The organism is Pseudacidovorax intermedius (genome assembly GCF_003350475.1).
In the GTDB taxonomy this organism is placed as follows: domain Bacteria; phylum Pseudomonadota; class Gammaproteobacteria; order Burkholderiales; family Burkholderiaceae_C; genus Xenophilus; species Xenophilus intermedius.
The window spans coordinates 70224-92793 of the sequence record NZ_QQAV01000013.1 but is presented as its reverse complement, the minus strand read 5'-3'; the positions used below and the strand labels follow the sequence as shown (position 1 = coordinate 92793).

Genomic DNA, 22570 nt, shown 5'->3' with positions numbered 1-22570 from the left:
AGAGGGTGCATCGACGGATCGGCGGAATGCGGTGCCCACGGCGCGGCCGGCGCAGCCCCGCCGTGGGGCTGCGCAGCTCGCGTCAGTGAACGCCGCGGGCGGCGTGGGCGGCCTACTTGGCGGCCTGTGGCACGCTGAAGCAGTACTGCCGGTCGGCCTTGCTGTTCACCCAGTAGGGCACCGTATAGAAGGCCATGCGCTTGGCGCCGGGTTTTTCGCCGCTCTGGATCAGTGCCAGTGCGGCAGCCACGATGGCCTCGCCCTGCGTATCCGCGCGATACGACAGGTTCTTGGTGAACAGGCCCTGCTCCAGCATGTCGCAGTCGGCCGGCTGGCCGTCGCTGGCAACCCAGACCTTGACCTTGCCCGTCTTACCCGCCGCCTTGACTGCCTGCGCGGCACCGGCCGTTTGCGGGCCCCACACGCTCAGGATGCCGCAGAGGTTGGGGTTCTGCTGCAACACGGTGGTGGTGACTTCGCCGGCCTTGTTGGCGTCCCAGTTGGTCGGCTGTGACGACACCACCTTGATGGACTTGTCGGTGTTGAAGATCTCCATCGCGCCGCGCTTCATGTCCAGCGAATACGCGGCCGTGGCCTCGCCTTCGAGGATCGCGATCTGGCCGGAGCCTTTGCCGCCACCACATTCGGCCACCACGTCCCGCGCCAGGCGTCGGCCCATGTCCTTGGCGTCCACGCCCACGTAGGCGTCCGTGAGCTGGTTGGAGGCCATGTTCACCTGGATGACGTAGATGCCGGCATCCATGGCCCGCTTGAGCTCGCGTGCCAGCAGCGTCACGTTGGGGTTCTGCACGATCAGCACGTCGGGCTTCTCGTTGATGAATTGGCTGACGGTCTGCAGCTGCACGTCGGACTTGAAGTTGGCGTCGCGCGTGACGAACTGGATGCCGTAGTCGTCGAAGTGCGCCTTCATGTTGCGCGTCCATTCGGACTCGAGCACCCCCATCCAGACCGGCGACCAGGCCACCTTCTTGCCTTTGAGTGCCTTGTCGAAAGCGGCCCGCAGCTCTTCGCGCGGTTCTGCCGCATGCGCGCCGCCGGCGATGCCCAGCGTCGCCGCCGCCAGCGCGGCTGCCGTGGCGCTGCACAGCGCCTTCCTTGCCCACAGACTGTCCCACCGTCTCATCGCTGTCTCCTTCAGTTGTAGGCCACGGTGCTTGTGCCGCAGCCGTTTGCAGCCGACCGACCCCGTGTCAGTCGCCCTGTTTCGAGGTTTCTTCGTCGCGCGGGTGGAGCACCGAGTCCAGCACGATGGCGCCCAGCAGGACGATGCCCTTGACGATGTTCTGCGTCTGGATGTCCAGGTCCATGATCGTCATGCCGTTGAGGAGCACGCCGATGAGCAGCGTGCCCACCACGACGCTGGCCACGTTGCCCCGACCGCCGGTAAGGCTGACTCCGCCGAGCACCACCACGAGGATGACGTCGAAGATCAGCGTGCCTTCGACCACCTGCAGGTGCATCAGCGCCGTCTGCGCAATCATCACGACGCCCCCGACGTAGCCGATGCCGGCGCACAGCGCGTACTCCAGCATCGTGAGCGGCCGTGTCGGCAGGCCGGTGAGGCGTGCCCCCTCGGGGTTGTCGCCATGGGCGTAGATGAACCGGCCCAGCACCGTGCGCGACAGGAAGAGGTGGACCAGCACCACGGCCGCCACAAACACCACCAGCGACGCCGGCACGCCGCCCGGCAGGTTGCCGCCCAGGCGCAGGAACTGCTCATGGCCCGGGCCGAGATTGACCACGAAATGCTGCACGGCTGTCGAACGCGTGATGCCCAGCACGGCCAGGCCCGACGCCAGTGTGGTGAGCAGCGCCGGCATCTCGACCACCGAGATGAGCCAACCGTTGACCAGACCCACCGCCACCGCAATGCACAGGCCTGCGGCCAGGGCCAGGGGCGTGGGCCAGCCGTCGTTCATGAGGATCAGCGTGACCGCCGTCGAGCAGGCCATCGAGGCCACTTGCGAGAGGTCCAGCCCACGTGCGATCACGACGATGGCCATGCCCAGCGCCAGCACGCCGAGGATGGAGATGTTGCGCGCCAGCGCGAGGAGATTGCCGAAGGAGAGAAAGCCGGGGAGCGTGAGGCTGAAGCCAATGAACACCACGGCGCAGATGCCGAGCACGGCCATGGCCTGGCTGGGTTTCTTGCGCGGAACGGGCCCTTGCGTCCTGGACATCGGCGATCTCCTTGGTTGAGCCGCCGACCGGAAAGGGCGGCGGAGTCACGACCTGCTGCGGCCGCATCCTCTCACCGGATGTATCCAAAGCAACTAGGGGATATCCATAAAGCCCAAAAAATGCCCAGAAAACGGCCATTCAGGCTGACTTCAAAGAGTGTTTGTATCCAAAGAGACGGATGCGGGCCCTGATTGCATCCAAAGCAGACGTCCGGCGTTCCGACGTCAGGCCAGCGCTTCCAGCGCTTCGGACAGCTCCAGCCAGCGCTCTTCCATGGCCTCGATCTCGTCGCCGAGTTGCTTGAGGCGCTTGCCGGCTTCCGCGATCTCGGCGGGCGGCAGCGCGCTGGCAAGGCGCGCTTCCAGGGCGCTCTTCTCGGCATTGGCCTGGGCCATGCGCTGGTCGAGACTTGCCAGTTCCTTGCGCAGCGGACGACTCTGCTCGGCGAGGCGCTGGCGCTCGCGGGCGTCGTTCTGGCGCTGCGTACGGCCGTCCACGGCGGGTGCCGCCGGCGCCGAAGCGGCGACAGGAGAAGCGGTGGTGGTTGTGACTGCTGCGGATGCCATAGGCGCCACAGCCTTGGCAGGCGCCGGCGCAGCCGCCGCCACCTCCGCCGCATTCGCCTGCTTGGCCTCTTCGCGCAGCCGCTTGGATTCGTCCAGCAGGTAGCGCTGGTAGTCGTCAAGGTCGCCGTCGAAGTCGCGCACCTCGCCGCGGCCCACGAGCCAGAACTCGTCGCACACGGTGCGCAGCAGGGCCCGGTCGTGGCTGACCAGCATCAGCGTGCCTTCGAACTCGTTCAGAGCCATGGCCAGGGCCTCGCGCGTGGCCAGGTCCAGGTGGTTGGTCGGCTCATCCAGCAGCAGCAGGTTGGGGCGCTGCCACACCATCATGGCCAGCACCAGCCGCGCCTTCTCGCCGCCGCTCATGGTGCCCACCGGCTGCTTGACCATGTCGCCGCTGAAGTTGAAGCTGCCCAGGAAGCCGCGCAGGTCCTGCTCGGTGCGGGCGGCCGGTGCGGCGGAGCCCAGTTCGCGCGCCAGGCGCACCATGTGCTCCAGCGGGTTGCTGGTCTCGTGCAGCACGTCCAGCTCCTGCTGGGCGAAGTAGCCGATGGCCAGGCCTTTGCCCTCGGTCACGGTGCCGGACACCAGCGGCAGGTCGTGCGCCACCGTCTTCACGAAGGTGGACTTGCCCTGGCCGTTGGCGCCCAGGATGCCGATGCGCTGCCCGGCCAGCACGCCGCGGCTCACGCCCGACAGGATGGTGGTGGCGCTGCCGTCCTCCTGCAGGTAGCCGAAGCTGGCATCCGTGATGCTGAGCATCGGGTTGGGCAGGTTGGCCGGCTCCTTGAAGCTGAAGGTGAACTCGGCCTCGGCCAGCAGAGGCGCCACGCGCTCCATGCGGGCCAACGCCTTGACGCGGCTCTGCGCCTGCTTGGCTTTGCTGGCCTTGGCCTTGAAGCGGTCGATGAATTTCTGCAGGTGGGCGATCTTTTCCTGCTGGCGCTCGTGGGCGATCTGCTGCTGTTCCATGCGCAGCGCGCGCATGTCCTCGAACTTGCTGTAGTTGCCGCCGTAGCGCGTCAGCTTGGCTTGCTCGATGTGCACGGTGACGTTGGTCACCGCGTCCAGGAACTCGCGGTCATGGCTGATGACGAGCATGGTGCCGTCGTACTTCTGCAGCCAGGCCTCGAGCCAGACCAGGGCGTCCAGGTCCAGGTGGTTGGTGGGCTCGTCCAGCAGCAGCAGGTCGCTGGGGCACATCAGCGCGCGGGCCAGCTGCAGGCGCATGCGCCAGCCGCCGGAGAAGCTGTTGACCGGCCGGTCCAGCTCGTGCAGCTTGAAGCCCAGGCCCATGATCAGCGCCTGCGCCCGCGGCACGGCATCGTGCTCGCCGGCATCGGCGATGTCGCTGTAGGCCTGGCCCAGGGCCATGCCGGCATCGGCATCGTCGGGGTTGGCGGCGTGCAGGGCTTCGGCCTTGGCCAGGGCCTCGCGGGCTTCGGCCAGGCGCGTGTCGCCGGCCACCACGAAGTCGGTGGCCGAGTCCTCGGTCTCGGGCATGTGCTGGGCCACCTGGGCCATGCGCCACTGCTTCGGGATGCTGAAGTCGCCGCCGTCCTCGTGCAGGGTGCCGTTGAGCAGGGCGAACAGGGTGGACTTGCCGGCGCCGTTGCGGCCGACCAGGCCGACTTTCTCGCCAGGATTGAGGGTGACGCTCGCGCTGTCGAGCAGCACCTTGGTGCCGCGGCGCAGGACGACGTTGTTCAGGATGATCATGAGTGGGCGACGAGGGCGTCGCGGGTCAGCAGCAGCACCTGGTCGTCGCCGGCGCTGGTCGAGAGCCAGACGGCCTCGAGTTGGGGAAAGGCGGCCTCGAAGAAAGGCCGCTCGTTGCCGATCTCCAGCACCAGCACGGCGTGTTCGCTCATGCGGGCGGGGGCCTCGGCGAGCAGGCGGCGCACGAAGTCCATGCCGTCGCTGCCGCCGGCCAGGGCGAGTTCGGGCTCGGCACGGTATTCCTGCGGCAGCGCGGCCATGCTGGCGGCGTTGACGTAGGGCGGGTTGCACAGGATCAGGTCGTACACGCCGTCCACGCCCGCCAGCCCGTCGGACGGCAGCAGACGCACCCGGGCATCGAGCTGGTGGCGCGCGACGTTGATGGCCGCTACCTCCAGTGCTTCGGGCGAAATGTCGGCCGCATCGACCTGCACCTCGGGCCAGGCCATGGCGGCCAGCACGGCCAGGCTGCCGTTGCCGGTACACAGATCCAGCACGCGCTGCGTGTGCGCGCCCAGCCAGTTGTCGATGCTGGCGTCGGCCAGCAGTTCGGCGATGAAGCTGCGCGGCACGATGGCGCGCTCGTCCACGTAGAAGTCCACGCCCTGCAGCCAGGCTTCCTTGGTCAGGTAGGCGGCGGGCTTGCGGGTGGCGATGCGTTCCTCGACCAGGGCGCGCACCTGCGCGGCGGCGCCCGGCGACACGGCACGTTCGGCGTTCTCGTCCAGCTGATCCAGCGGAAGCCGCAGGCGCCACAGCACCAGCCAGGCGGCCTCGTCGAAGGCGTTGGTGGTGCCGTGGCCGAAGGCGACGCGGGCCTGGGCCAGGCGCTGCTCGGCCTCCTGCACCAGGGCCATCACGGTGAGCGTGGCGTCGTCAGACATGCGCGCCGGCCTCCAGCCGCTCGATGGTGCGGCGGTACATGTTCTTGAGCGTCTCGATGGCCTCGACCTCGATGTGCTCGTCAATCTTGTGGATGCTGGCATTGACCGGGCCCAGCTCCACCACTTGCGCGCAGACCTTGGCGATGAAGCGCGCATCGCTGGTCCCGCCGCTGGTGGACAGCTCGGTCTCGATGCCGGCCTCGTCGCGGATGGCGGCCTGCACGGCCTCGACCAGCGCGCCGGGCGTGGTCAGGAAGGGCAGGCCGCCGATGGTCCACTTGAGGTCGTACTCGACGCCGTGGGCATCCAGCACCGACTGCACCCGTTGCTGCAGCGCCTCGGGCGTCACCTCGGTGGAAAAGCGGAAGTTGAAGTCGATCACCGCATTGCCCGGGATCACGTTGCTCGCGCCCGTGCCCGCGTGGATGTTGCTGATCTGCCAGCTGGTCGGCTGGAAGTAGGGGTTGGGCTTCGGGTCCCAGCCGCCAGCGGCGTTGATGGCCACCAGATCGGCCAGGGCCGGGGCGAAGGCATGCACGGGGTTCTTCGCAAGATGCGGGTAAGCGATGTGGCCCTGCACGCCGTGCACCGTCAGCTTGCCGCTCATCGTTCCGCGCCGGCCGTTCTTGATCATGTCGCCGCAGCGGCTGACCGAGGTGGGCTCGCCGACGATGCAGTAGTCCAGCCGTTCGCCCCGCGCCGCCAGCTGGTTGCAGACCACCACGGTGCCATCGACGCCGGGGCCTTCCTCGTCGCTGGTCAGCAGCAGCGCCAGGCGCAGCGCGGGGTCGGGATGGGCCGTCAGGAATTCCTCGATGGCGACGACGAAGCCCGCCAGCGAGCTCTTCATGTCGCAGGCGCCCCGGCCGTAGAGTTTGCCGCCCCGGTGCGTGGGCGTGAACGGCGGGCTGGTCCACTGGTCCAGCGGCCCCGTCGGCACTACATCGGTGTGGCCGGCAAAGACCAGCGTCGGCGCCGTCGGCGCGCCGCGCACCGCCCACAGGTTGGTCACGCGGAAGTCCTCGGGCCCGCTCACGATGGTCTCGAGCGAAAAGCCCAGACGCGCCAGGCGTTCGCCCAGGATCTGCTGGCACTGCGCGTCATCGGGCGTGACGGAAGGGCAGGCAATCAGTTCTTCGGCGAGTTGCAGGGTTTGGGTCATGGCAATGGCGGAATGAAAGGGACGCCATGAGCTTTGGTGTCCCCGAAAAAATGGCTAGGGCACAGGCCCTTGGCGCGAGCGATCCGGCGCGCGGACGAAAGCGCCAGAAGCCGCAATTTACCGAGTCATCAGAAGGCCGCGGAGCAGGCCACCCCAGAGCACCCGAGGAACTGGCTTCGCCAGGCCTCTGGGTGCGCCCCCCTCCAAGCCGAAGGCGCAAGAGAGGGGGGAGCCGCGAAGCGGCATGGGGGGTGAACGCTCATCACCCCGGATGCACATCCAGCGTGATGTCCGTGAATGTCGGCGCCTCGGTCTGCTGCATCAGCGTGGGCTCGGCCTTGCCGGCCTCCCGCGGACGGTTCTCGTTCTGCAGCCGCCACATCAGGTTGGCCGGCGAATCTGCATGCACCACGGCCTCGTCGCGGCTGACCTTGCCCTCCAGCACCAGCTTGGCGATGGCTTCCTCGAACGTCTGCGAGCCCTCGGCCATGGAGTGTTCCATGGCGTCCTTGATGCCGTCGAAGTCGCCGCGCTCGATCAGGTCGCGCACCAGCGCGGTGTTGAGCATCACCTCTACCGCCGGCACGCGCGCGCCCTGCGGCGTGCGCAGCAGGCGCTGGGCGATCACGGCACGCAGGCCGCTGGCCATGTCGTTGAGCAGCGTCGAGCGCACCTCCAGCGGGTAGAAGCTCTGGATGCGGTTGAGCGCGCGGTAGGCGTTGTTGGCATGCAGCGTCGCCAGCACCAGGTGGCCGGACTGCGCGTAGGCCAGCGCGGCGGTCATCGTCTCGCGGTCGCGGATCTCGCCGATCAGGATCACGTCGGGCGCTTGACGCAAGGCGTTCTTCAAGGCGGTCTCCAGCGTGGCCGTGTCGTGGCCCACCTCGCGCTGGTTGACCACCGACTTCTTGTTCTGGAAGGCGAACTCGATCGGTTCCTCGATCGTGAGGATGTGGCCCGGCGTGCTCTCGTTGCGCAGGTCGATCATCGAGGCGAGCGTGGTCGACTTGCCCGAACCCGTGGCACCCACCATCAGGATGAGGCCGCGGCGCTCCATGATCAGCGTCTTGAGGACCGGGGGCAGGGCCAGCGTGTCGAAGGCCGGCACGGTGACGGGAATGAAGCGCACCACCACGGCGCAGCTGCCCCGCTGGCGCATCGCGCTGACGCGAAAACTGCCCACGTCGCGCAGCGGCACGGCGGTGTTGAGCTCGCCCGTGCGCTCGAACTCGGCCATGCGCTTCTCGTCGATGATTTCGCGCAGCAACTCCAGCGGTGCCGACACCGGCAGCACCTGCCCATTGATGGGCATGCACTGGCCATTGATGCGGATCAGCGCTGCCGCCTTGGGCGACAGGTAGACGTCGGATGCCTGCCGCTCGGCCATCAGGCGAAGAATGCGCTCCATCGTTCCCATGGCAGCTCCAGAGTGAAATCGGCGTGTGGTGGTGGGGCTTGCAAGAAAAAGGCCGCCCGCAGGCGGCCGCTGCCCGGCAGGATCAGTCGCGCAACAGGTCGTTGAGGCTGGTCTTGGAGCGGGTCTGCGCATCCACCGTCTTGACGATGATGGCGGCGTAGGTGCTGTAGTCCTGGCCCGACTTGGTCTTCTTGGGCAGGCTGCCGCTGATGACCACGCTGCCCGAGGGCACGCGGCCGTAGCTGATCTCGCCGGTGTCGCGGTTGAAGATCGGCGTGCTCTGGCCGATGTACACGCCCATGCCCAGCACCGAGTTCTCTTCGACGATCACGCCTTCGACCACTTCGGAGCGGGCGCCGATGAAGCAGTTGTCCTCGATGATGGTCGGGTTGGCCTGCAGGGGCTCCAGCACGCCGCCCAGGCCCACGCCGCCGGACAGGTGCACGTTCTTGCCCACCTGGGCGCAACTGCCCACGGTGGCCCAGGTGTCGACCATGGTGCCTTCGTCGACGTAGGCGCCGATGTTGACGTAGCTGGGCATCAGGATCGCGCCCTTGGCGATGTAGCTGCCGCGACGGGCCACGGCGGGCGGCACGATGCGCACGCCGGCCTGCTTGAGCTCGTCGGCCGAGAGGTGCGAGAACTTGGTCTGCACCTTGTCGTAGAAGCCCAGGCTGCCGGCCTGGATCTGCTCGTTGTCCTTGAGTCGGAAGGACAGCAGCACGGCCTTCTTGACCCACTGGTGCACCGTCCACTGGCCGACGCCTTCGCGGGTGGCCACGCGCAGGCTGCCGTTGTTGAGCTGGACGATCACATGCTCGACCGCGTCGGCCACTTCCTTGGGCGCCTGGCTGGGGGAGAGGGCGGCGCGGTCTTCCCACGCGGCGTCGATGATCTGTTGCAGTTGCTGGGTCATGGGATCTTGTGATCGAAGAAAGAGGGGAAGCGGCTCAGGCCGAAGGTGCCTGGATGGCGAATTCGGCGATGCGGCGCGCGGCTTCGGTGCATTCGGCGGTGTCGGCCACCAGGGCCATCCGCACGCGGCCGCGGCCGGGATTGCTGCCTTGCGCCTCGCGCGCCAGGTAGCTGCCGGGCAGCACCGTCACATTGTATTGAGCGTACAGGGCGCGGGCGAAGGCCGCGTCGTCGCCGTTCCAGGCTGCGGGCACGCCGGCCCAGAGGTAGAAGCTGGCGTCGGGCAGGCGCACGTCCAGCACCGGCTCCAGGATCGGCGTGACGGCCGCGAACTTGCGGCGGTACTGCTCGCGGTTGTCGACCACATGGGTCTCGTCGGCCCAGGCCGCGATGCTGGCGGCGGCCACGAGGCCGCTCATGGCGCTGCCGTGGTAGGTGCGGTAGAGCAGGAAGCGCTTGATGATCTCGGCGTCGCCCGCCACGAAGCCGCTGCGCAGGCCGGGCACGTTGCTGCGCTTGGAAAGCGACGTGAGCGCGATCAGCCGGCGGAAATCGCGGCCCAGCTTGGCCGCGGCCTCCAGGCCACCCAGCGGGGGCTCGTCGCGGAAGTAGATCTCGCTGTAGCACTCGTCCGAGGCGATGACGAAGCCGTGCTCGTCCGAGAGCGCGAAGAGCTTGCGCCACTCATCCAGCGGCATCACGGCGCCGGTCGGATTGCCGGGCGAGCAGACGTACACCAGCTGGGTCCGCTGCCACACCTCGGCCGGCACGCTGTCCCAGTCCACCGCGAAGTTGCGGGCCGGGTCGCTGGGTGCGTACCAGACGTCGGCGCCGGCCAGCAGGGCCGAGCCTTCGTAGATCTGATAGAAGGGATTGGGCGAGACGACGATGGGCCGCGGCGTGCGGCTGCTGTCGACCACCGTCTGCGCCAGCGCGAACAGCGCCTCGCGCGAGCCGTTGACCGGCAGCACCTGCGTGGCCGGATCGAGCGCCAGGCCGTAGCGCTTGCTCAGCCAGTTGGTGAAGGCGGTGCGCAGCTTCAGGTCGCCGGCCGTGGCCGGGTAGCCGGAGAGCGAATCGAGGCCCTCGATCAGGGCCTGCTTGATGAAGGGCGGGGTGGGATGCTTGGGTTCGCCGATGCCCAGGCTGATGGGCGAGTAGGCGGGGCTGGGCGTGACGCCAGCAAAGAGCTGCCGCAGCCGTTCGAAGGGATAGGGCTGCAGCCTGTCGAGCAGGGGATTCATGGGGCGGATTATCGGGGGAGGCCGACATCCAGCGCGCCCGGCCGCGTCAGGCCAGGCAGGCGCCGTCGCCCAGCAGCTGGCGCCGCAGCGCCTGCACGTCGATGGCGCGCAGGTCGGCGCCACCGTCCGCGCGCACCGCCATCGCCGCCGCCGTGCCGGCCGCCTGGCCCATCGCCATGCAGATGGTCATCACCCGCACCGCGGCCAGCGCCTCATGCGTGGCCGAGATGCCGCGGCCGGCCACCAGAGCGTTGTCCAGCCCGCGCGGGATCAGGCTGCGCAGCGGGATGCGGTAGGCATGCTCCTCCCCCAGCGCGCGGTAGGTCAGCCCGCCACCCGCGGCGGGATGGATGTCGATGGGATAGGCCCCGGCCGCAATCGCGTCGGCGAAGGGCTCGGGCCGCAGCAGTTCTTCGGCGGTCAGCACGTGGTCGCCGGCCACGCGGCGCGTCTCGCGGATGCCGACCTGGGTGCCGAAGTTCAGCAGCCGGCCACGTTCGCAGCCCGGCAGTGCGCGCTGCAGGAAGGCCGCGGCGCGCCAGGCCTGGCGGCGGCCTTCGATCTCGGCCCGGCCCAGGGCCATGGGGTCGGTGGCGTCGATGCCGAGGCGGCTGATGTTGAACCAGCCGTCGTCGGAGAAGGGATCGCGCGCCAGATGCAGCGCTGCCCGGGCCAGCTCGCCCTGCTCGAAGCCGCGGCGCGCGATGGCCTCCTTCTCTTCGCTGCTCAAGGCGTCGAGCCGCGCGAAGTCGATGGGGCCGAAGCGGAACATCATGGTCGCGGGCTGCAGGGCCTCGCCATCGCCCAGTTCGAGGAAGGTGGCGCTGGCGTGCTTCATGGCGTCCATGTCGCCCGAGGTGTCGATCAGCACCTGCGGCCGAACGGTGCGCGGGCCGCCCTTGGTCAGCACGCGCGCCGATGCGATGCGCCGGCCTTCGCGCTGCACGTCCAGCAGCGTGGCATGCAGCAGCGGCTGCACGCCGGCCTCACGCACCAGGTCGTCCAGCACCAGCTTGAGCAGCTCGGGCGCGTATTCGACCCGGTCCATCCGGTGGCCGGTGGACATGACGAAGCTGTGGTGCTCGCCAGCGCCGCCGTAGCCGCGCAGGCGCTCCACCACCTCCTGCGCCAGGCCGGCGACCACGCGGCGGCCGGCGGCGGTCTGCCAGCTGTTGAACTGCGCGACGGCGCCGGCCGTGGCATTGCCGCCCAGGAAGCCGTAGCGCTCCATCAGCACGGTGCGGGCACCCTGGCGCGCGGCGGCCACGGCCGCCACCGTGCCGGCCACGCCGCCGCCGCAGACCAGCACGTCGGCCTCGATGGCGGGCAGCGTTTCGGCCAGATTTGGCGTCGTCAGCGTCATCGACTCAGCCCGCCTTGATGCCGCGCGACTTCACGATGTCGGCATAGCGGCGCGTCTCGGCCTGCAGGAAGCGGGCGGTGGCCTGGCGGTCCATCACCACGGGCTCCACATTGAGCATGGCGAACTTGGACTTGACCGTTTCCGACGCCAGCACCTTGGCCAGCGCGGCTTCGAGCCTTGCCAGCCCGGCCGGCGCAATGCTGCCGTGCGGGGCCAACAGGGCCGCCCAGCCGCGCACCTCCAGCGCCGGATAGCCCAGCGATTTGACCGTCGGCACACCCGGCAGATCGGCCACCGGCTGCGAGGAGGACACCGCCAGCGCCCGCAGCTTGCCCGCCTTGATGTGCGGCGCCACGCTGGGCAGGTTGAGGAAGCCGAAGCCCAGCAGACCGCTGATCAGGTCGGGCATGAGCGCACTTTCGCCCTTGTAGGCCACGGGCACGATCTCCGCGCCCACCTGGCCCGCGAAGATCTCCGAGGCGATGTGCGCCAGCGTGCCGTTGCCGCTGTTGCCGGCACTCAACTGTCCCGGCTTGGCCTTGGCCTGCGCCACCAACTCCTGCATCGATCGGATGGGCGAGCTGGCCGGCACCACCAGCACCAGTGGCTGGTCGGAGACCATGCCCACGGCATCGAAGTCGGCAATGGGGTCGTAACCGATCTGCGGATTGAGCGCAGGGTTGATGACCATGCTGTTGCTGGCCATCAGCAGCGTATGGCCGTCGCGCGCCTGGGCCGCGGCCATCACGCCGATGGCGCTGCCGGCGCCGGGCTTGTTCTCGACGATCACGGCCTGGCCGAGCAGTGGCGACAACAGGTCGCCCAGCACGCGGGCCGAACTGTCCGCGCCGCCGCCGGGCGCGAAGGGCACGATGATCCGCACGGTCTTGGTGGGCCAATCGGCCTGGGCGTGGGTGGTGAAGGGCAGGGCGCCCGCGCCAGAGGCGGCGAGCCAGCCGAGCGCAGCCCGGCGGGTGAATCGAGGGGTCATGGAATGCGTGTCTCCGTCTTTCGCAACGGCCGGGATCATGGCCGCTTGCGGGCTTGCCGTGAAATACCAAGACGCGCGATCTGCATAACATGCCGTTATGCACCCCCGCCCCTCTCGCCGACCATGAACCTGCGCCAGATCGAAGTCTTCCGCGCCGTGATGCTGGCCGGCTCCATCACCGATGCCGCCCGGCTGCTGCATGTGTCTCAGCCCGGCATCAGCCGCATGCTGTCGCACATCGAACTGCAGCTGGGCCTCAAGCTCTTCGAGCGTGGCCGCGGCCGGCTGCGGCCCACGCCCGAAGCGCAGGCGCTGTATGAAGAGGTCGAATCGGTCTACCGCGGCGTGCGCGGCATCGAGACCCGCGCCCAGGCGCTGCGCGACGGCACAGGCCTGCGCCTGCGCGTGCTGTGCAGCCCCAGCGCCGGGCTGGAACTGGTGCCGCGGGCGCTGCAGGCGCTGTCGCAGCGCTTTCCATCCGCCCAGCTCTACATGGAGACGCTGCGCGCCCGCGAGATGGTGGGCCAGCTGGTGCACCACGAAGCCGACGTCGCCATCTGCACGCTGCCCGTGACGCATCCGCTATTGACGGCGCAGACGCTCGGGCACTGGACGATGGGCTGCGTCTTTCCGGCCGACCACGCCTTCGCCCAGCGGCGCACCGTGCGCATGGCCGACCTGCTGCGCGAGCCGCTGATCGCCTTCAGCGAGGACACGCCGCAAGGGCAGCTGATGCGCAAGGCGGCGGAGAAGGCCGGGCAGGTGCCGGCCTCACGCATCGAAGTGCGCTCGGGCCAGGCGGCCTGCGCCCTGGTGGCCAGCGGTGCGGGCCTGGCGCTGGTCGACGACCTGACGGCGCGGGCCTGGCGGAACGAGCGGCTGGCGTGGCGGCCGATTGCGGCGGCACCGACGCAGCCGGTGCTGGCTGTGCGTCATGGGGCGATGCCGCCTTCGAGTTTGGCGGATGCGTTGGTGGGGTTGGTGGGGGAGCAACTCAGAGAAAAGCGGTGAGCCCGTGCGGCGAGCCGGGCCGTGTTCTTGATTGGCCTTGGGCATCCCTCCGGCTTGGACGGGCCGTGCGCGATCGGCGCCTCTCATTTCGCAAGGGCCTCCGTGCCTGAATGTCGCCCTACACGGTTGCACGCTGTTGACGGCGACAGGCCTACCACGGTCTTTCAGCCGCGCGTGGCGGTGATGCAAACTCGCGCGCATGAGCAACTTCTTCGAGAGTCCATTCAAAGGCAGGCTGCTGAGCGAGCAGGTCACGAACCCCAACATTGAAGTCGGGCGCTTCAGCTACTACTCGGGCTACTACCACGGGCACAGCTTTGACGACTGCGCACGCTATCTCCTGCCGGACCGCGATGACGTGGACAGGCTCATCATCGGCAGCTTCTGTTCCATAGGCTCAGGGGCGTCCTTCATCATGGCGGGGAACCAAGGGCACCGGGCGGACTGGGCATCCTCATACCCGTTCTTCTACATGCAGCATGAGCCTGCCTTTGCGGCCGCGCGAGACGCTTTCATTCCGGCCGGTAATACGGTGATCGGCAACGACGTGTGGATCGGCGCCGAGGCGATGGTCCTGCCGGGTGTCTCAATCGGGCATGGCGCTGTCATCGGCAGCAGGGCGGTTGTCACCCGTGACGTGGCGCCCTATGCCATCGTGGCGGGGAACCCCGCCAAGGAGATTCGCAGGCGCTTCCCGACGGAACAGGTTCAGATGTTGCTCGAAAGGCAGTGGTGGGATTGGCCTCTGCCCGCCATCGAAGCCGCCATGCCCCTGCTTTGCTCAGGAGACATCCAGGGACTTCATGAACATTGGCGGTCAGGGGCGTGACTCCCGGATCGGCATCTCATGGCTGCACTGCGAATCATCTGCCGCCCAACCCCTCCATTTCCGCTTTGGCAAACAGCGCAATATCCGCACACCGCGCCACCCACAGCTCATTGCGCACGGTCGCCAGGTATTCGAAGAATCGCCGCAGGTGCTTGAGCCGAAAGGCGTGCATCAAATAGGGATGCAACGACACATTGAAGACCAGCGGCTGCCGCCGTGACTGCCGCAGCATCTCGTCCACCTGGTCGATGAGCATGTCGGCCCATTCCTGGGGCGTCCATTTGGCGCCGTGCAGCGCCGTGATGTCGTTCGTCGGCCGGGCGTAGGGCAGCGCCACCAGGGGTCCGTGTGCGGTACGCAGCATCACCGGCTGGTCGTCCATCATCCAGTCCATGACGTAGGCGTAGCCGTTGCGCGCCAGCAGGTCGGGCGTGCGCACGGTTTCGTTGACCCACGGGCCCATCCATCCCTTCGGCGCTTTGCCTTCTTCGGCGCGGAGCCGGGCGGTGACGTTCTCGATCATGCGCGCTTCGGCTTCCGCATCCATCTCGGCCTGGCGCTCGGCGTTGGTGTGGCCGTGGCCCACGATCTCGTCGCCGCGCCGCCGCAGCGCCTGCGCGATCTGCGGGCAGCTGTCGTAAATGGCAGTGTTGAGCAGGGCGCTGGCGGGCAGGTCGAACTCATCGAGCAGTTCCACCAGCCGCCAGATGCCCACGCGGTTGCCCCAGTCGCGCCAGGTGTGGTTCACCACGTCGGGCTCGGGCTGGCGCGGGTTCAGCTCGGGGCCCATGCCCTCGCCGAAGGGGAAGGCCTCGATGTTCAAGGCGACATAGAAGGCGAGCCGGGCGCCGTTGGGCCATTGGTAGGTTGGGCGGTCGACGATGGGCGAATAGTCGTAGCGCCCGTGCGTGGGCAGTATGCGCAGGGGCGAAGCAGGTTCGGTCATGGCTGGCCTTTGACGATCAGGGCGACCACGCCGCCGCCCGGTGGAGCCTGCTGGACGGGGTCGCCGGAGACGAAGAAGCGCGTGCTGCCGAACAGGCCACCCAGCAGGCCCGACTGCGCCGCGCGCATGTGGCTGTCCGGCGAGTACGCCGAGGTGAAGACACCCGTGCGGGCGCCACGCACCCGCCCGTCCGGCGTCGGCCCGGCCTTGCTGAAGACGGCCAGCAGACGCTTGGGCTCGGTCAGTTCGCCGGCCTCGTCGAAACGCAGGCCCAGCGACATCGCCAGCCGACGGATGCTGGCGGTGTCGAGCATGTCGCGGGGATGGCAGACGCCCAGGCGCACCGCACCCGGCCGGCCGTTGGTTCCGTTGGCATGGCCGAGCACGACGGCCTCAACCGCTTCCTGTTCCGGGCCGGCAAAGGTCATCGCCTTGGCGCTGCGCAGGGTCGGATCGTTCGCGATCGCGTCGGGCCCGATGCGGGCGCGGTCGATCTCGCCCAACGCCACCGCGGCCCCGAGCGCGGCGATGGCGCGCCCGCGGTGCTGGTCGCTGCGGTGCGGCGAGCCGGCGCAGCGGCTGGCGAGCAGCGTCGGACATTTCAGGATGGCGAGGGCGACCTGGTCCGCAGCGAGGCCGGCGTCGGCACAGGCGGCGCTCACGCAGGCGGCGACCGCATCGATGGCTTCGGGCTCGCCGACGACAGCCGGTGGCAGCGCGGCCGAACGCGCGATGCCCAGGCGCAGCCCCGGGCCGTCATGCGCTCGCGCGGAGCGGCGCTCGATCAGCGCATAGCCGCCCGGGGTCGCCACGCCTTCGCAGCCATTGGCCAACACGGCGACGGCGCGTCCGGCCACAGTCCAGGGCGCCAGCAGCGGATCCAACGCGGTGCGCGACAGTTGCCGAGCGAAGTCGTTGGTGGCCGTGTGGCCCTCGGTCTTGACCAGCACCGCCAGCCGCGCCACCGAATCGGGGTCGCCGATCAAGGCCTGCAGCCCGGCGTAGTCGGCCGGGTGTGCCATGTCGAACCAGTGGACTTCGGTCATCGCACGCTTCAGGCGGCGTGGTCCATCATGGCCTGCAGCTTGTCCGGTGCCAGCTCGTCGTGGTTGGCCGTCGCGAAGCGGCGCCCATGCTCGGGGGCATCGTCCAGGAAGAGTGCGCGCGTCACGCCGGAGATCACGCGCGGTGCCGTGTACTTGATGTTGCTGTTCGATGCCGCGCTGGGGCCCAACGAGAGCGTCGCGCCCCGCGTGGTCGTGAACAGGTGGTCCAGCCAGGGTGCGCAGCCCGGCGTCTTCTCGGTGAACTCGCCGAAGCGGCCGAGGTAGGGGAAGCGGCCCAGCCGAGGTTCGGCCTTCGAGGCAGCCGGCACATGGCGGTCGGCCCACAGCGCTGCGTATGGCAGCAGCCCGGCAAACTCCGGCCGCTGCGCCAGGTCCACGAAGGCGCCGGTGGCCGCAAAGACGAAGTCGAAGCGCTCCTGGCCCTGCTGCGTGTCGACCAGCACCTGGCCCGCGTCCTCGCGCACGGCCAGCCAGGGCGTCGACGCCTTCATGACGAAGCCGGGCAGGCTGACCGCGCGGTCGAAGGTCGGCACCGGGGGTGGCTGGCCGATGCGGTAGAGCTCCTGCATGTAGGCCCAGCGCTGGTCGTCCGGCAGCTCGGGGTAGTGCGCCAGAAAGCCGGCGAACTCCATCCAGCGCCGCGGGTTCGTCCGGGGCAGGGCGGGGCGGCGAAAGCACAGCACCGCCTCGCGCGCGCCCGCCTCCAGCGCGGCGATGGCGGCGTCGAAGGCCGCCGCGCCGGAGCCGAGCAGGCCGACCCGCTTGCCCTCGAAGCGGCGGAAGTCGATCGGCCAATCGCTGGTGTGGGCATAGAGGTTCTGGGGCAGGTGCTCGCTGATGAACTCCGGCACGACATGGCCGCCCGAGGCTTCCGCGCCCCCTGAAAAGACCACGGTGCGGGCCCACACCGTGTCGGTCCGGTCCTTGCCGCGGACCGTGAGCCGGAACAGCTGGCAGTCGGCCGCGCTGGGCCAGGGCTCCACGGCGGTGACCTCGACCTCGTTGACCATGTCGATGCCGGTCACCTCGCGGTACCAGCCCAGGTAGGCCTGCCAGTCGGGGCGATTGATGCGGAAGAGCTGCTCCCAGCCCTCGGCGCCGTGCTGCGCCTCGTACCAGGCGCGGAAGGTGAGGCTCGCGTTGCCGAGGTCATGGCCCGTCGGATCCTTGGGCGTGCGCAGCATCTTCATGCGGCCGAAGGTCATCCATGGTCCTTCGAGGCCGCGCGGGTTCTTCTCGAACACCCGCACGCGGTCGACGCACTCGCGCCGCAGGCCATGCGCGATGGTCAGGCCGAACTGCCCGCCGCCGACGATGGCGCAGTGCAGCACCGCCTCGGGCGCGGCGTCGACGCCCATGTCACGCAGCCGGGCGGCGTCGAAGTCGAGCACCCAGGGCTTGGCGGGATAGGCCAGGTAGCTGAGGTCGCGCTGCACGCGCGCGCTCAGCGCCTCGAGCGAGTCAGGGGGCATGGGGAATCTCCAGGGAGGAAGGGTTGCGACAGAGGCCGACGAACTGCGCCAGCGCCACGGAAGGGTTGTCCAGACGCCAGGACACGGCGAGTTCAAGCGCGTCGTGGCCTTCGAACAGTGGCCGGTAGACGACGTCCCGCACTTCCAGGTCGCGCAGTTCGTCGCTGACGATGCCCAGGCCCAGGCCGGCCGCCACCAGGCCCAGCACGGTGGGCATGTGGGTGACCTCGTGCGCGATCTGCAGATTGAGCTTGGCGCGCGTGAGCAGCGTCATCAGCTGCGCATGGAAGCCGGGGCCGAGCCGCCGCTGCGGGGTGATGAGCGGCTCGTTGCGCAGGTCGTCGAGCGTGATGCTGCGTTGCCGCGCCAGCGGATGCCGCACGTGCACCGCGACCATGAAGGAGCGCCTGGCGATCACGCGCGAGGTGAGGCCCGGCTCGTTGCGCAGGGCCCGGCCGATGGCGACGTCGACGCGCCGCGCGTACAGCGCCTCGATCTGCTTGTCCGTCAGCATCTCGACCAGCCGCAGCGAGACCTCCGGCATGTGCTCGGCGGCCTGGCGGATCAGCTCGGGCACCACGTCGAACACGCTGGAGCCCGTGACGGCCACCACCAGTTGGCCGGCGGCGCCATGCGCGGCGCGACGGCTGGCATCGCGCGCGGCCGACACGCGCTCCAGGATGTCGCTGGCGTGCTTGATGAACTCCCGCCCGGCTTCGGTCAGCACGCTGCCGCGCGGCCCCCGCACCAGCAGCGGCATGCCCACCTCGGCTTCCAGCTCCTTGATGGCCTGGCTCAGCGAAGGCTGCGAGATGTGGAGCGTGGCGGCGGCCCGGGTGACGTTCCCGGTCGCAGCGATCGCCTCAAAGTAACGGAGGTGCCGCAGTTCCATCGAGAAGCATTCGGTTCAGGGCGTGGAGCCGGTCGTGCAGGGCTTGCGAGGCGCCGCGCGTCGCAGCAGCCTCGTCGACGGGAAGGTGTTCCAGCACCAGCGCCAGGTCGCGCCGGAGCCAGTCGAACAGGGTGCTGTCGGCCGGCGCCCGCGTCAGTGCCGCGCGGTGCTGGGCCATCTGCACGGAATGGGCGCTACCGGCAGCCATTGCATCGAAGCAGCGCGCGATGTCGAGGCCCTGCAGGGCCGCAAAGCCCGTGGCGGCCAGCAGGCCGGCGTTGATGCCCGCGATGGCGATCTGGTTGGTCAGCTTGCCCGCCTGGCCTGCGCCGGCCGGGCCCAGGTGGGTGAGGGTGGCGCAGTAGGCAGAGAGCAGGGCGCGCACATGCTCGACCGCTTCCGGCTCGCCGCCGAGCATGGCGGACAGCGTTCCCGCGCGCGCGCCAGCGGCCGCGCCGGAGAGCGGTGCATCGACCCACATCGCACCCGCCTGCGCGGCCTCGGCGGCGAACTGCAGTGCCGCGGGAACCGAGGTCGTCGTGTGGTCGACGACGCAGAGGCCGGGCACGAGCGCCTCGTGCAACCCGCCCGGTGCCTGCCACAGGCGCTGCAGTGCGGCTTCGTCGCTGACGCAGGTGATGACGGTGGCGGCGCGGCTCGCGTGCACCGCGTCGCGCAACGGTCCGGACGTGAGCACCCGGGCGCCGGGGAGCGCGTCGTGCAACTCTGGCCGACTGTCCATGCCCCAGACCGGCACACCGGCCGCGCGTAGCCGCTGCGCAATCGGCAGGCCCATCGTGCCAAGCCCGATAACCAACACGGGTGCGTGGTCGGCGAGCCCGGCGCGGCCGAACAGGGCGCCTTCGACATGGGCCGCGGCGGGCCCATTCATGCGCGCTCCTCGGGGTGGTAGCGCAGCGAAAGAACGTCGGGCCGCCCATAGTGCCCGTTGGTGTCGATGATCGCCTTCGACAGCTTGATCATGCGGGCCGGGCAATCGGCATAGACGATGGTGTCGCCGTACATCGGGCCGACCAGCGGCACGCCGGCCGGCGCGATCACCATGCTGCCGCCGCGCGCATACGAGATGTTGAGCGAATCGCGCATCGGAAAGTCGGCAGGAATCGACGCCTCGTCGATCAGCCCGACCGCGCAGATCACGAAGGCGCCGGCCTCGTTGGCATGCGCCCGGCACGAGGCATAGCCGATGAAGTGGCTGCCGTCCGGGTCTTCCACCTGCATCTTCGGGCCGCTCCACACGTTGAACGCGCCGGGATAGAGCGCGATGTGGAAGTCCTCGCCCTGCGAGATCATGCGCGCCCGCGCCAGGGTCATCACATGCTCGCCGCAGATCAGTCCGCCCACGCGGCCGACGGCCGTTTCGTGCACATACAGGTCGTCGCCCGCGCCCTGGCCCCAGAAGGCCGATTCGACGAAGGTCGGCCGCAGCTTGCGGTGCTTGCCCATGATGCGGCCGTCGTCGCCGATGGTGAGCATCGTGTTGTAGAGCGTGTGCACGCCCGGGCGGGCGTCGAGCTCGTTGCAGCCGATGACGACCGTCACGCCGCTCTGCGCCGCCGCCTCGCACAGGCGCTGGCTCTGCGCGCTGGGAATCAGCAGGGCGTTGTCGAAAAAGCGGCTGCGCACGGCCACCCAGGCGTGCGAGTTGCTGTTCCAGCCTTCGTCCCAGTAGGGATAGCCGGCCAGCCAGCTCTCGCTGAACACCACCAGCGAGGCACCGCCCGCGGCCGCCTCGGCGATCTTGCGGCAGGCCTTGTCGATGGAGCGCTCGAGGTCGAGGAAGACCGGCGGCGTCTGGACGACGGCCACGCGCACGCTCTCGCGCCCGGCCATGATCTTGGCGGCGGCGCTCATCGTGCGGCCCCGGTCGCGCTCTGCCAGGCCGCCACCGGCGCCACCCAGCCGAAGAAGCGCTCCACGTTCCACAGCGTCGCCTGCCGCAGGAAGTCGGGGCCGGCATGGTGCGTCGCGTCTTCCAGCAGCAGCACGAAGTACTCGTGCCCGTAGGCATCGCGCAGGCTGGTCTCCACGCAGACGTTCGCGGCCACGCCGCAGAAGACGAGGTTGCGCATGCGCCGGGCGCGCAAGAGCTGGTCAAGGCTGGTGCCGGCGAAGGCGCTGTAGCGGGACTTGCGGATCACCGGCTCGTCGGCCGCGGGCGCCATCTCTTCCACCAGTTCATAGTCCCAGGTGCCGTCGGTGATGAGCCGGCGTGCCAGCTCGGGACGCTCGCGCATCAGCACCTGCGCTTCCGACTTGTGCCACACCGGCGCGGTGGCGCCGCCCACGCACAGGTGCATCGCGTCGAAGCCGCTCTGGATGAAGATCACCTGCACGCCGACCTGGCGCGCCGCCGCCACGGCGGCCACCACCTGCGCCACGGTGTGCGGTGCATGCGCCAGGTCGTAGCCCACGTTGTCGAAGTACCCGCCCGGCTTGAGAAAGCCGTTCTGCATGTCGACGACGATCAGCGCGGTCTCGTCCGCGCGCCAATGCACCGCGCCGGGTCTCGCGTCGATGGCGAGGGGGCCGTCCATCAGGCGCTCCGCTTCAGCGGGTGGATGGTCGCGGTCTGCGCTGGTGCCAGCACGCGGTCGAGGACCCAGTTGTCCAGTGCATGGACGATGCGTTCCTTGGCGGCGAAGCGCCCGGGATGCACCGGGCCGGCGCGCAGGCCGCGCTGCTGTTGCACCGAGATGGCGTTGTCTTCGGCCACCACCCGGTCCTGCCGCTTGTAGTAGCGCTGCGCGACTTCCTCGAAGTCGGGCTGCGCGACGCGCGAGCGCGGGAACATCGAGGTGTGGACGATCCGCGTCTGCTCCGGCCCCATCGGCAGGCACTGAAAGGACCACATCGTGTCGATGGTCAGCGCGAGCATGGTGCCGGGGTAGACGAGCATGAAGCGGCTGCCGCGGACCGACTCGCCGTGCAGGCTCTCGATGGGCGCAAAGCCGGCGTCGCCGTCAAGCAGGGCGAGCGTGCCGTCGTGCTGCTCGAAGATGGCGGTGTACTGGCCGTTGCCGCTGGGCTCCTCGGGATGGTTGACGGCCTTGTGGCTGCTGATGGTGGCGCGGTGCACGGTGGGGATGTGGTAGCCCTCCATGAAGTTCTCGACCCACACCTTCCAGTTGCAGGCCACGTCGTGCGTGACGATGCGCGTGGCCACCATGTCGCCGAGCCGGTACATCGCCAGCCGGTCGGGCAACTCGCCCAGCCATTCGAGCAGCGGCGGCGCGCCGTGGTCGAGGCAGACCCAGATGAAGCCATCGCTGACGCCGACGCGCGCAGCGACCAGCGGGAAGTCGGCGCGGTCGAAAGCCTGCGTCGCCTCCATGCCGGCACATCCACGCAGCTCGCCCTCGAGGTTGTAGCTCCAGGCGTGATACGGGCAGACGATGGCGCGCTCGTTGCCGCAGGCCTGGCCTGCCGGCACATCCAGAAGGCGCGCGCCGCGATGCCGGCATGCATTGACGAAGGCGCGGATGTCGCCTTCGCGGTCTCGCATCACGATCAGCGACAGGCCCGCCTGGTCATGCGTGAAGAAGTCGCCGGTGTTCGGAATGCGATCGGCACGGCCCACCATCAGCCAGCTGCGAGCGAACACGGTCTCCAGTTCGCGTTGGAAGAAGCGGGCGTCGTGGTAGCAATCGGCAGGCAGGCCATGCGCCTGCAGCAGAGGCTTCCGAACGTTGTCGTAGCGGGTCGAATCGAAGATCGCGTCCATGGGAATCCATCCTGCAGAACATTGAGAGGGCCTATGGCGGCCTCTTTGCGCCGCTTTGGCGCGCAGCAAAGCGCATGCCATCCGCAGGGTGCAATTGGGAGCCTTCGGCCGGGGCGCAGGTCAGCCATAGGTGTCGGCTATGCCCAGA

20 protein-coding genes are annotated in these 22570 nt (G+C 69.1%); 2 read left to right on the top strand and 18 right to left on the bottom strand.

What is annotated here, in order from left to right; genetic code table 11:
• Positions 1–112: 112 nt before the first annotated feature.
• From DFR41_RS23775 to DFR41_RS23730, 10 genes are all read right to left on the bottom strand, one after another.
• A complete protein-coding gene (locus DFR41_RS23775) occupies positions 113–1144 on the bottom strand; it encodes a sugar ABC transporter substrate-binding protein (RefSeq protein WP_114804550.1) in 1032 nt (343 codons plus the stop codon).
• 67 nt (positions 1145–1211) lie between these two features.
• Positions 1212–2201, bottom strand: coding sequence for an ABC transporter permease (locus DFR41_RS23770; protein ID WP_114804549.1), 990 nt, complete (start codon positions 2199–2201; stop codon positions 1212–1214).
• A 225-nt stretch (positions 2202–2426) separates the two neighbouring features.
• Positions 2427–4484 carry an ABC-F family ATP-binding cassette domain-containing protein gene (locus DFR41_RS23765; protein WP_114804548.1) on the bottom strand — a complete coding sequence of 686 codons (2058 nt, stop codon included), beginning with the start codon at positions 4482–4484 and terminating at the stop codon, positions 2427–2429.
• Positions 4481–5368 carry a 50S ribosomal protein L3 N(5)-glutamine methyltransferase gene (gene prmB / locus DFR41_RS23760; RefSeq protein WP_114804547.1) on the bottom strand — a complete coding sequence of 296 codons (888 nt, stop codon included), beginning with the start codon at positions 5366–5368 and terminating at the stop codon, positions 4481–4483. Before prmB ends, DFR41_RS23765 begins: the two co-directional genes overlap by 4 nt.
• Positions 5361–6530, bottom strand: a complete 1170-nt coding sequence (dapE, locus tag DFR41_RS23755; RefSeq protein ID WP_114804546.1) for a succinyl-diaminopimelate desuccinylase — start codon at positions 6528–6530, stop codon at positions 5361–5363. The genes prmB and dapE overlap by 8 nt, the downstream gene beginning before the upstream one ends.
• Before the next feature lie 262 nt (positions 6531–6792).
• The gene (locus DFR41_RS23750; protein WP_114804545.1) at positions 6793–7947 is read right to left on the bottom strand and encodes a PilT/PilU family type 4a pilus ATPase; all 1155 of its coding nucleotides are present in this window, start codon (positions 7945–7947) and stop codon (positions 6793–6795) included.
• Between the two features lie 82 nt (positions 7948–8029).
• Complete coding sequence (gene dapD / locus DFR41_RS23745; protein ID WP_114804544.1) at positions 8030–8863, bottom strand: 2,3,4,5-tetrahydropyridine-2,6-dicarboxylate N-succinyltransferase; 834 nt, start codon at positions 8861–8863, stop codon at positions 8030–8032.
• Positions 8864–8897: 34 nt separating this feature from the next.
• On the bottom strand, positions 8898–10106 hold the full coding sequence (gene dapC / locus DFR41_RS23740) for a succinyldiaminopimelate transaminase (protein WP_114804543.1): 1209 nt from the start codon (positions 10104–10106) through the stop codon (positions 8898–8900).
• 46 nt (positions 10107–10152) lie between these two features.
• Positions 10153–11469, bottom strand: coding sequence for an FAD-dependent oxidoreductase (locus DFR41_RS23735; RefSeq protein ID WP_114804542.1), 1317 nt, complete (start codon positions 11467–11469; stop codon positions 10153–10155).
• Between the two features lie 4 nt (positions 11470–11473).
• Entirely contained in the window at positions 11474–12460 is a 987-nt protein-coding gene (locus DFR41_RS23730) for a Bug family tripartite tricarboxylate transporter substrate binding protein (protein WP_114804541.1), read from the bottom strand.
• A 123-nt stretch (positions 12461–12583) separates the two neighbouring features.
• Here DFR41_RS23730 and DFR41_RS23725 point away from each other — a divergent pair, with 123 nt between their 5' ends.
• Complete coding sequence (locus DFR41_RS23725; protein ID WP_170159457.1) at positions 12584–13471, top strand: LysR family transcriptional regulator; 888 nt, start codon at positions 12584–12586, stop codon at positions 13469–13471.
• Between the two features lie 199 nt (positions 13472–13670).
• A complete protein-coding gene (gene catB / locus DFR41_RS23720; protein ID WP_114804539.1) occupies positions 13671–14300 on the top strand; it encodes a type B chloramphenicol O-acetyltransferase in 630 nt (209 codons plus the stop codon).
• Positions 14301–14334: 34 nt separating this feature from the next.
• Here catB and DFR41_RS23715 read toward each other — a convergent pair whose 3' ends face one another.
• The 8 genes from DFR41_RS23715 to DFR41_RS23680 are packed head-to-tail and all read right to left on the bottom strand — an operon-like array spanning position 14335 to position 22422.
• Positions 14335–15246, bottom strand: a complete 912-nt coding sequence (locus DFR41_RS23715; protein ID WP_211322651.1) for a polysaccharide deacetylase family protein — start codon at positions 15244–15246, stop codon at positions 14335–14337.
• Entirely contained in the window at positions 15243–16292 is a 1050-nt protein-coding gene (locus DFR41_RS23710; RefSeq protein WP_114804538.1) for a ring-opening amidohydrolase, read from the bottom strand. Before DFR41_RS23710 ends, DFR41_RS23715 begins: the two co-directional genes overlap by 4 nt.
• An 8-nt stretch (positions 16293–16300) precedes the next feature.
• A complete protein-coding gene (locus tag DFR41_RS23705; RefSeq protein WP_114804537.1) occupies positions 16301–17785 on the bottom strand; it encodes an FAD/NAD(P)-binding protein in 1485 nt (494 codons plus the stop codon).
• On the bottom strand, positions 17775–18677 hold the full coding sequence (locus DFR41_RS23700; protein WP_114804536.1) for a LysR family transcriptional regulator: 903 nt from the start codon (positions 18675–18677) through the stop codon (positions 17775–17777). The genes DFR41_RS23705 and DFR41_RS23700 overlap by 11 nt, the downstream gene beginning before the upstream one ends.
• The gene (locus DFR41_RS23695) at positions 18649–19569 is read right to left on the bottom strand and encodes an NAD(P)-dependent oxidoreductase (RefSeq protein WP_114804535.1); all 921 of its coding nucleotides are present in this window, start codon (positions 19567–19569) and stop codon (positions 18649–18651) included. Before DFR41_RS23695 ends, DFR41_RS23700 begins: the two co-directional genes overlap by 29 nt.
• Positions 19566–20552 carry a carbon-nitrogen hydrolase family protein gene (locus DFR41_RS23690; RefSeq protein ID WP_114804534.1) on the bottom strand — a complete coding sequence of 329 codons (987 nt, stop codon included), beginning with the start codon at positions 20550–20552 and terminating at the stop codon, positions 19566–19568. Before DFR41_RS23690 ends, DFR41_RS23695 begins: the two co-directional genes overlap by 4 nt.
• Positions 20549–21235 carry an isochorismatase family protein gene (locus DFR41_RS23685; RefSeq protein ID WP_017760390.1) on the bottom strand — a complete coding sequence of 229 codons (687 nt, stop codon included), beginning with the start codon at positions 21233–21235 and terminating at the stop codon, positions 20549–20551. Before DFR41_RS23685 ends, DFR41_RS23690 begins: the two co-directional genes overlap by 4 nt.
• The gene (locus DFR41_RS23680) at positions 21235–22422 is read right to left on the bottom strand and encodes an aromatic ring-hydroxylating oxygenase subunit alpha (protein WP_170159456.1); all 1188 of its coding nucleotides are present in this window, start codon (positions 22420–22422) and stop codon (positions 21235–21237) included. The genes DFR41_RS23685 and DFR41_RS23680 overlap by 1 nt, the downstream gene beginning before the upstream one ends.
• Positions 22423–22570: the final 148 nt, after the last annotated feature.

Coding starts and splice junctions, on each gene's coding strand:
- DFR41_RS23735 (WP_114804542.1), bottom strand. CDS start 11,469: ATGACGCTGACGACGCCAAATCTGGCCGAAACGCTGCCCGCCATCGAG.
- DFR41_RS23775 (WP_114804550.1), bottom strand. CDS start 1,144: ATGAGACGGTGGGACAGTCTGTGGGCAAGGAAGGCGCTGTGCAGCGCC.
- dapC (WP_114804543.1), bottom strand. CDS start 10,106: ATGAATCCCCTGCTCGACAGGCTGCAGCCCTATCCCTTCGAACGGCTG.
- dapD (WP_114804544.1), bottom strand. CDS start 8,863: ATGACCCAGCAACTGCAACAGATCATCGACGCCGCGTGGGAAGACCGC.
- dapE (WP_114804546.1), bottom strand. CDS start 6,530: ATGACCCAAACCCTGCAACTCGCCGAAGAACTGATTGCCTGCCCTTCC.
- prmB (WP_114804547.1), bottom strand. CDS start 5,368: ATGTCTGACGACGCCACGCTCACCGTGATGGCCCTGGTGCAGGAGGCC.
- catB (WP_114804539.1), top strand. CDS start 13,671: ATGAGCAACTTCTTCGAGAGTCCATTCAAAGGCAGGCTGCTGAGCGAG.
- DFR41_RS23695 (WP_114804535.1), bottom strand. CDS start 19,569: ATGAATGGGCCCGCCGCGGCCCATGTCGAAGGCGCCCTGTTCGGCCGC.
- DFR41_RS23685 (WP_017760390.1), bottom strand. CDS start 21,235: ATGGACGGCCCCCTCGCCATCGACGCGAGACCCGGCGCGGTGCATTGG.
- DFR41_RS23710 (WP_114804538.1), bottom strand. CDS start 16,292: ATGACCGAAGTCCACTGGTTCGACATGGCACACCCGGCCGACTACGCC.
- DFR41_RS23690 (WP_114804534.1), bottom strand. CDS start 20,552: ATGAGCGCCGCCGCCAAGATCATGGCCGGGCGCGAGAGCGTGCGCGTG.
- DFR41_RS23680 (WP_170159456.1), bottom strand. CDS start 22,422: ATGGACGCGATCTTCGATTCGACCCGCTACGACAACGTTCGGAAGCCT.
- DFR41_RS23750 (WP_114804545.1), bottom strand. CDS start 7,947: ATGGGAACGATGGAGCGCATTCTTCGCCTGATGGCCGAGCGGCAGGCA.
- DFR41_RS23770 (WP_114804549.1), bottom strand. CDS start 2,201: ATGTCCAGGACGCAAGGGCCCGTTCCGCGCAAGAAACCCAGCCAGGCC.
- DFR41_RS23700 (WP_114804536.1), bottom strand. CDS start 18,677: ATGGAACTGCGGCACCTCCGTTACTTTGAGGCGATCGCTGCGACCGGG.
- DFR41_RS23765 (WP_114804548.1), bottom strand. CDS start 4,484: ATGATCATCCTGAACAACGTCGTCCTGCGCCGCGGCACCAAGGTGCTG.
- DFR41_RS23730 (WP_114804541.1), bottom strand. CDS start 12,460: ATGACCCCTCGATTCACCCGCCGGGCTGCGCTCGGCTGGCTCGCCGCC.
- DFR41_RS23705 (WP_114804537.1), bottom strand. CDS start 17,785: ATGCCCCCTGACTCGCTCGAGGCGCTGAGCGCGCGCGTGCAGCGCGAC.
- DFR41_RS23725 (WP_170159457.1), top strand. CDS start 12,584: ATGAACCTGCGCCAGATCGAAGTCTTCCGCGCCGTGATGCTGGCCGGC.
- DFR41_RS23715 (WP_211322651.1), bottom strand. CDS start 15,246: ATGACCGAACCTGCTTCGCCCCTGCGCATACTGCCCACGCACGGGCGC.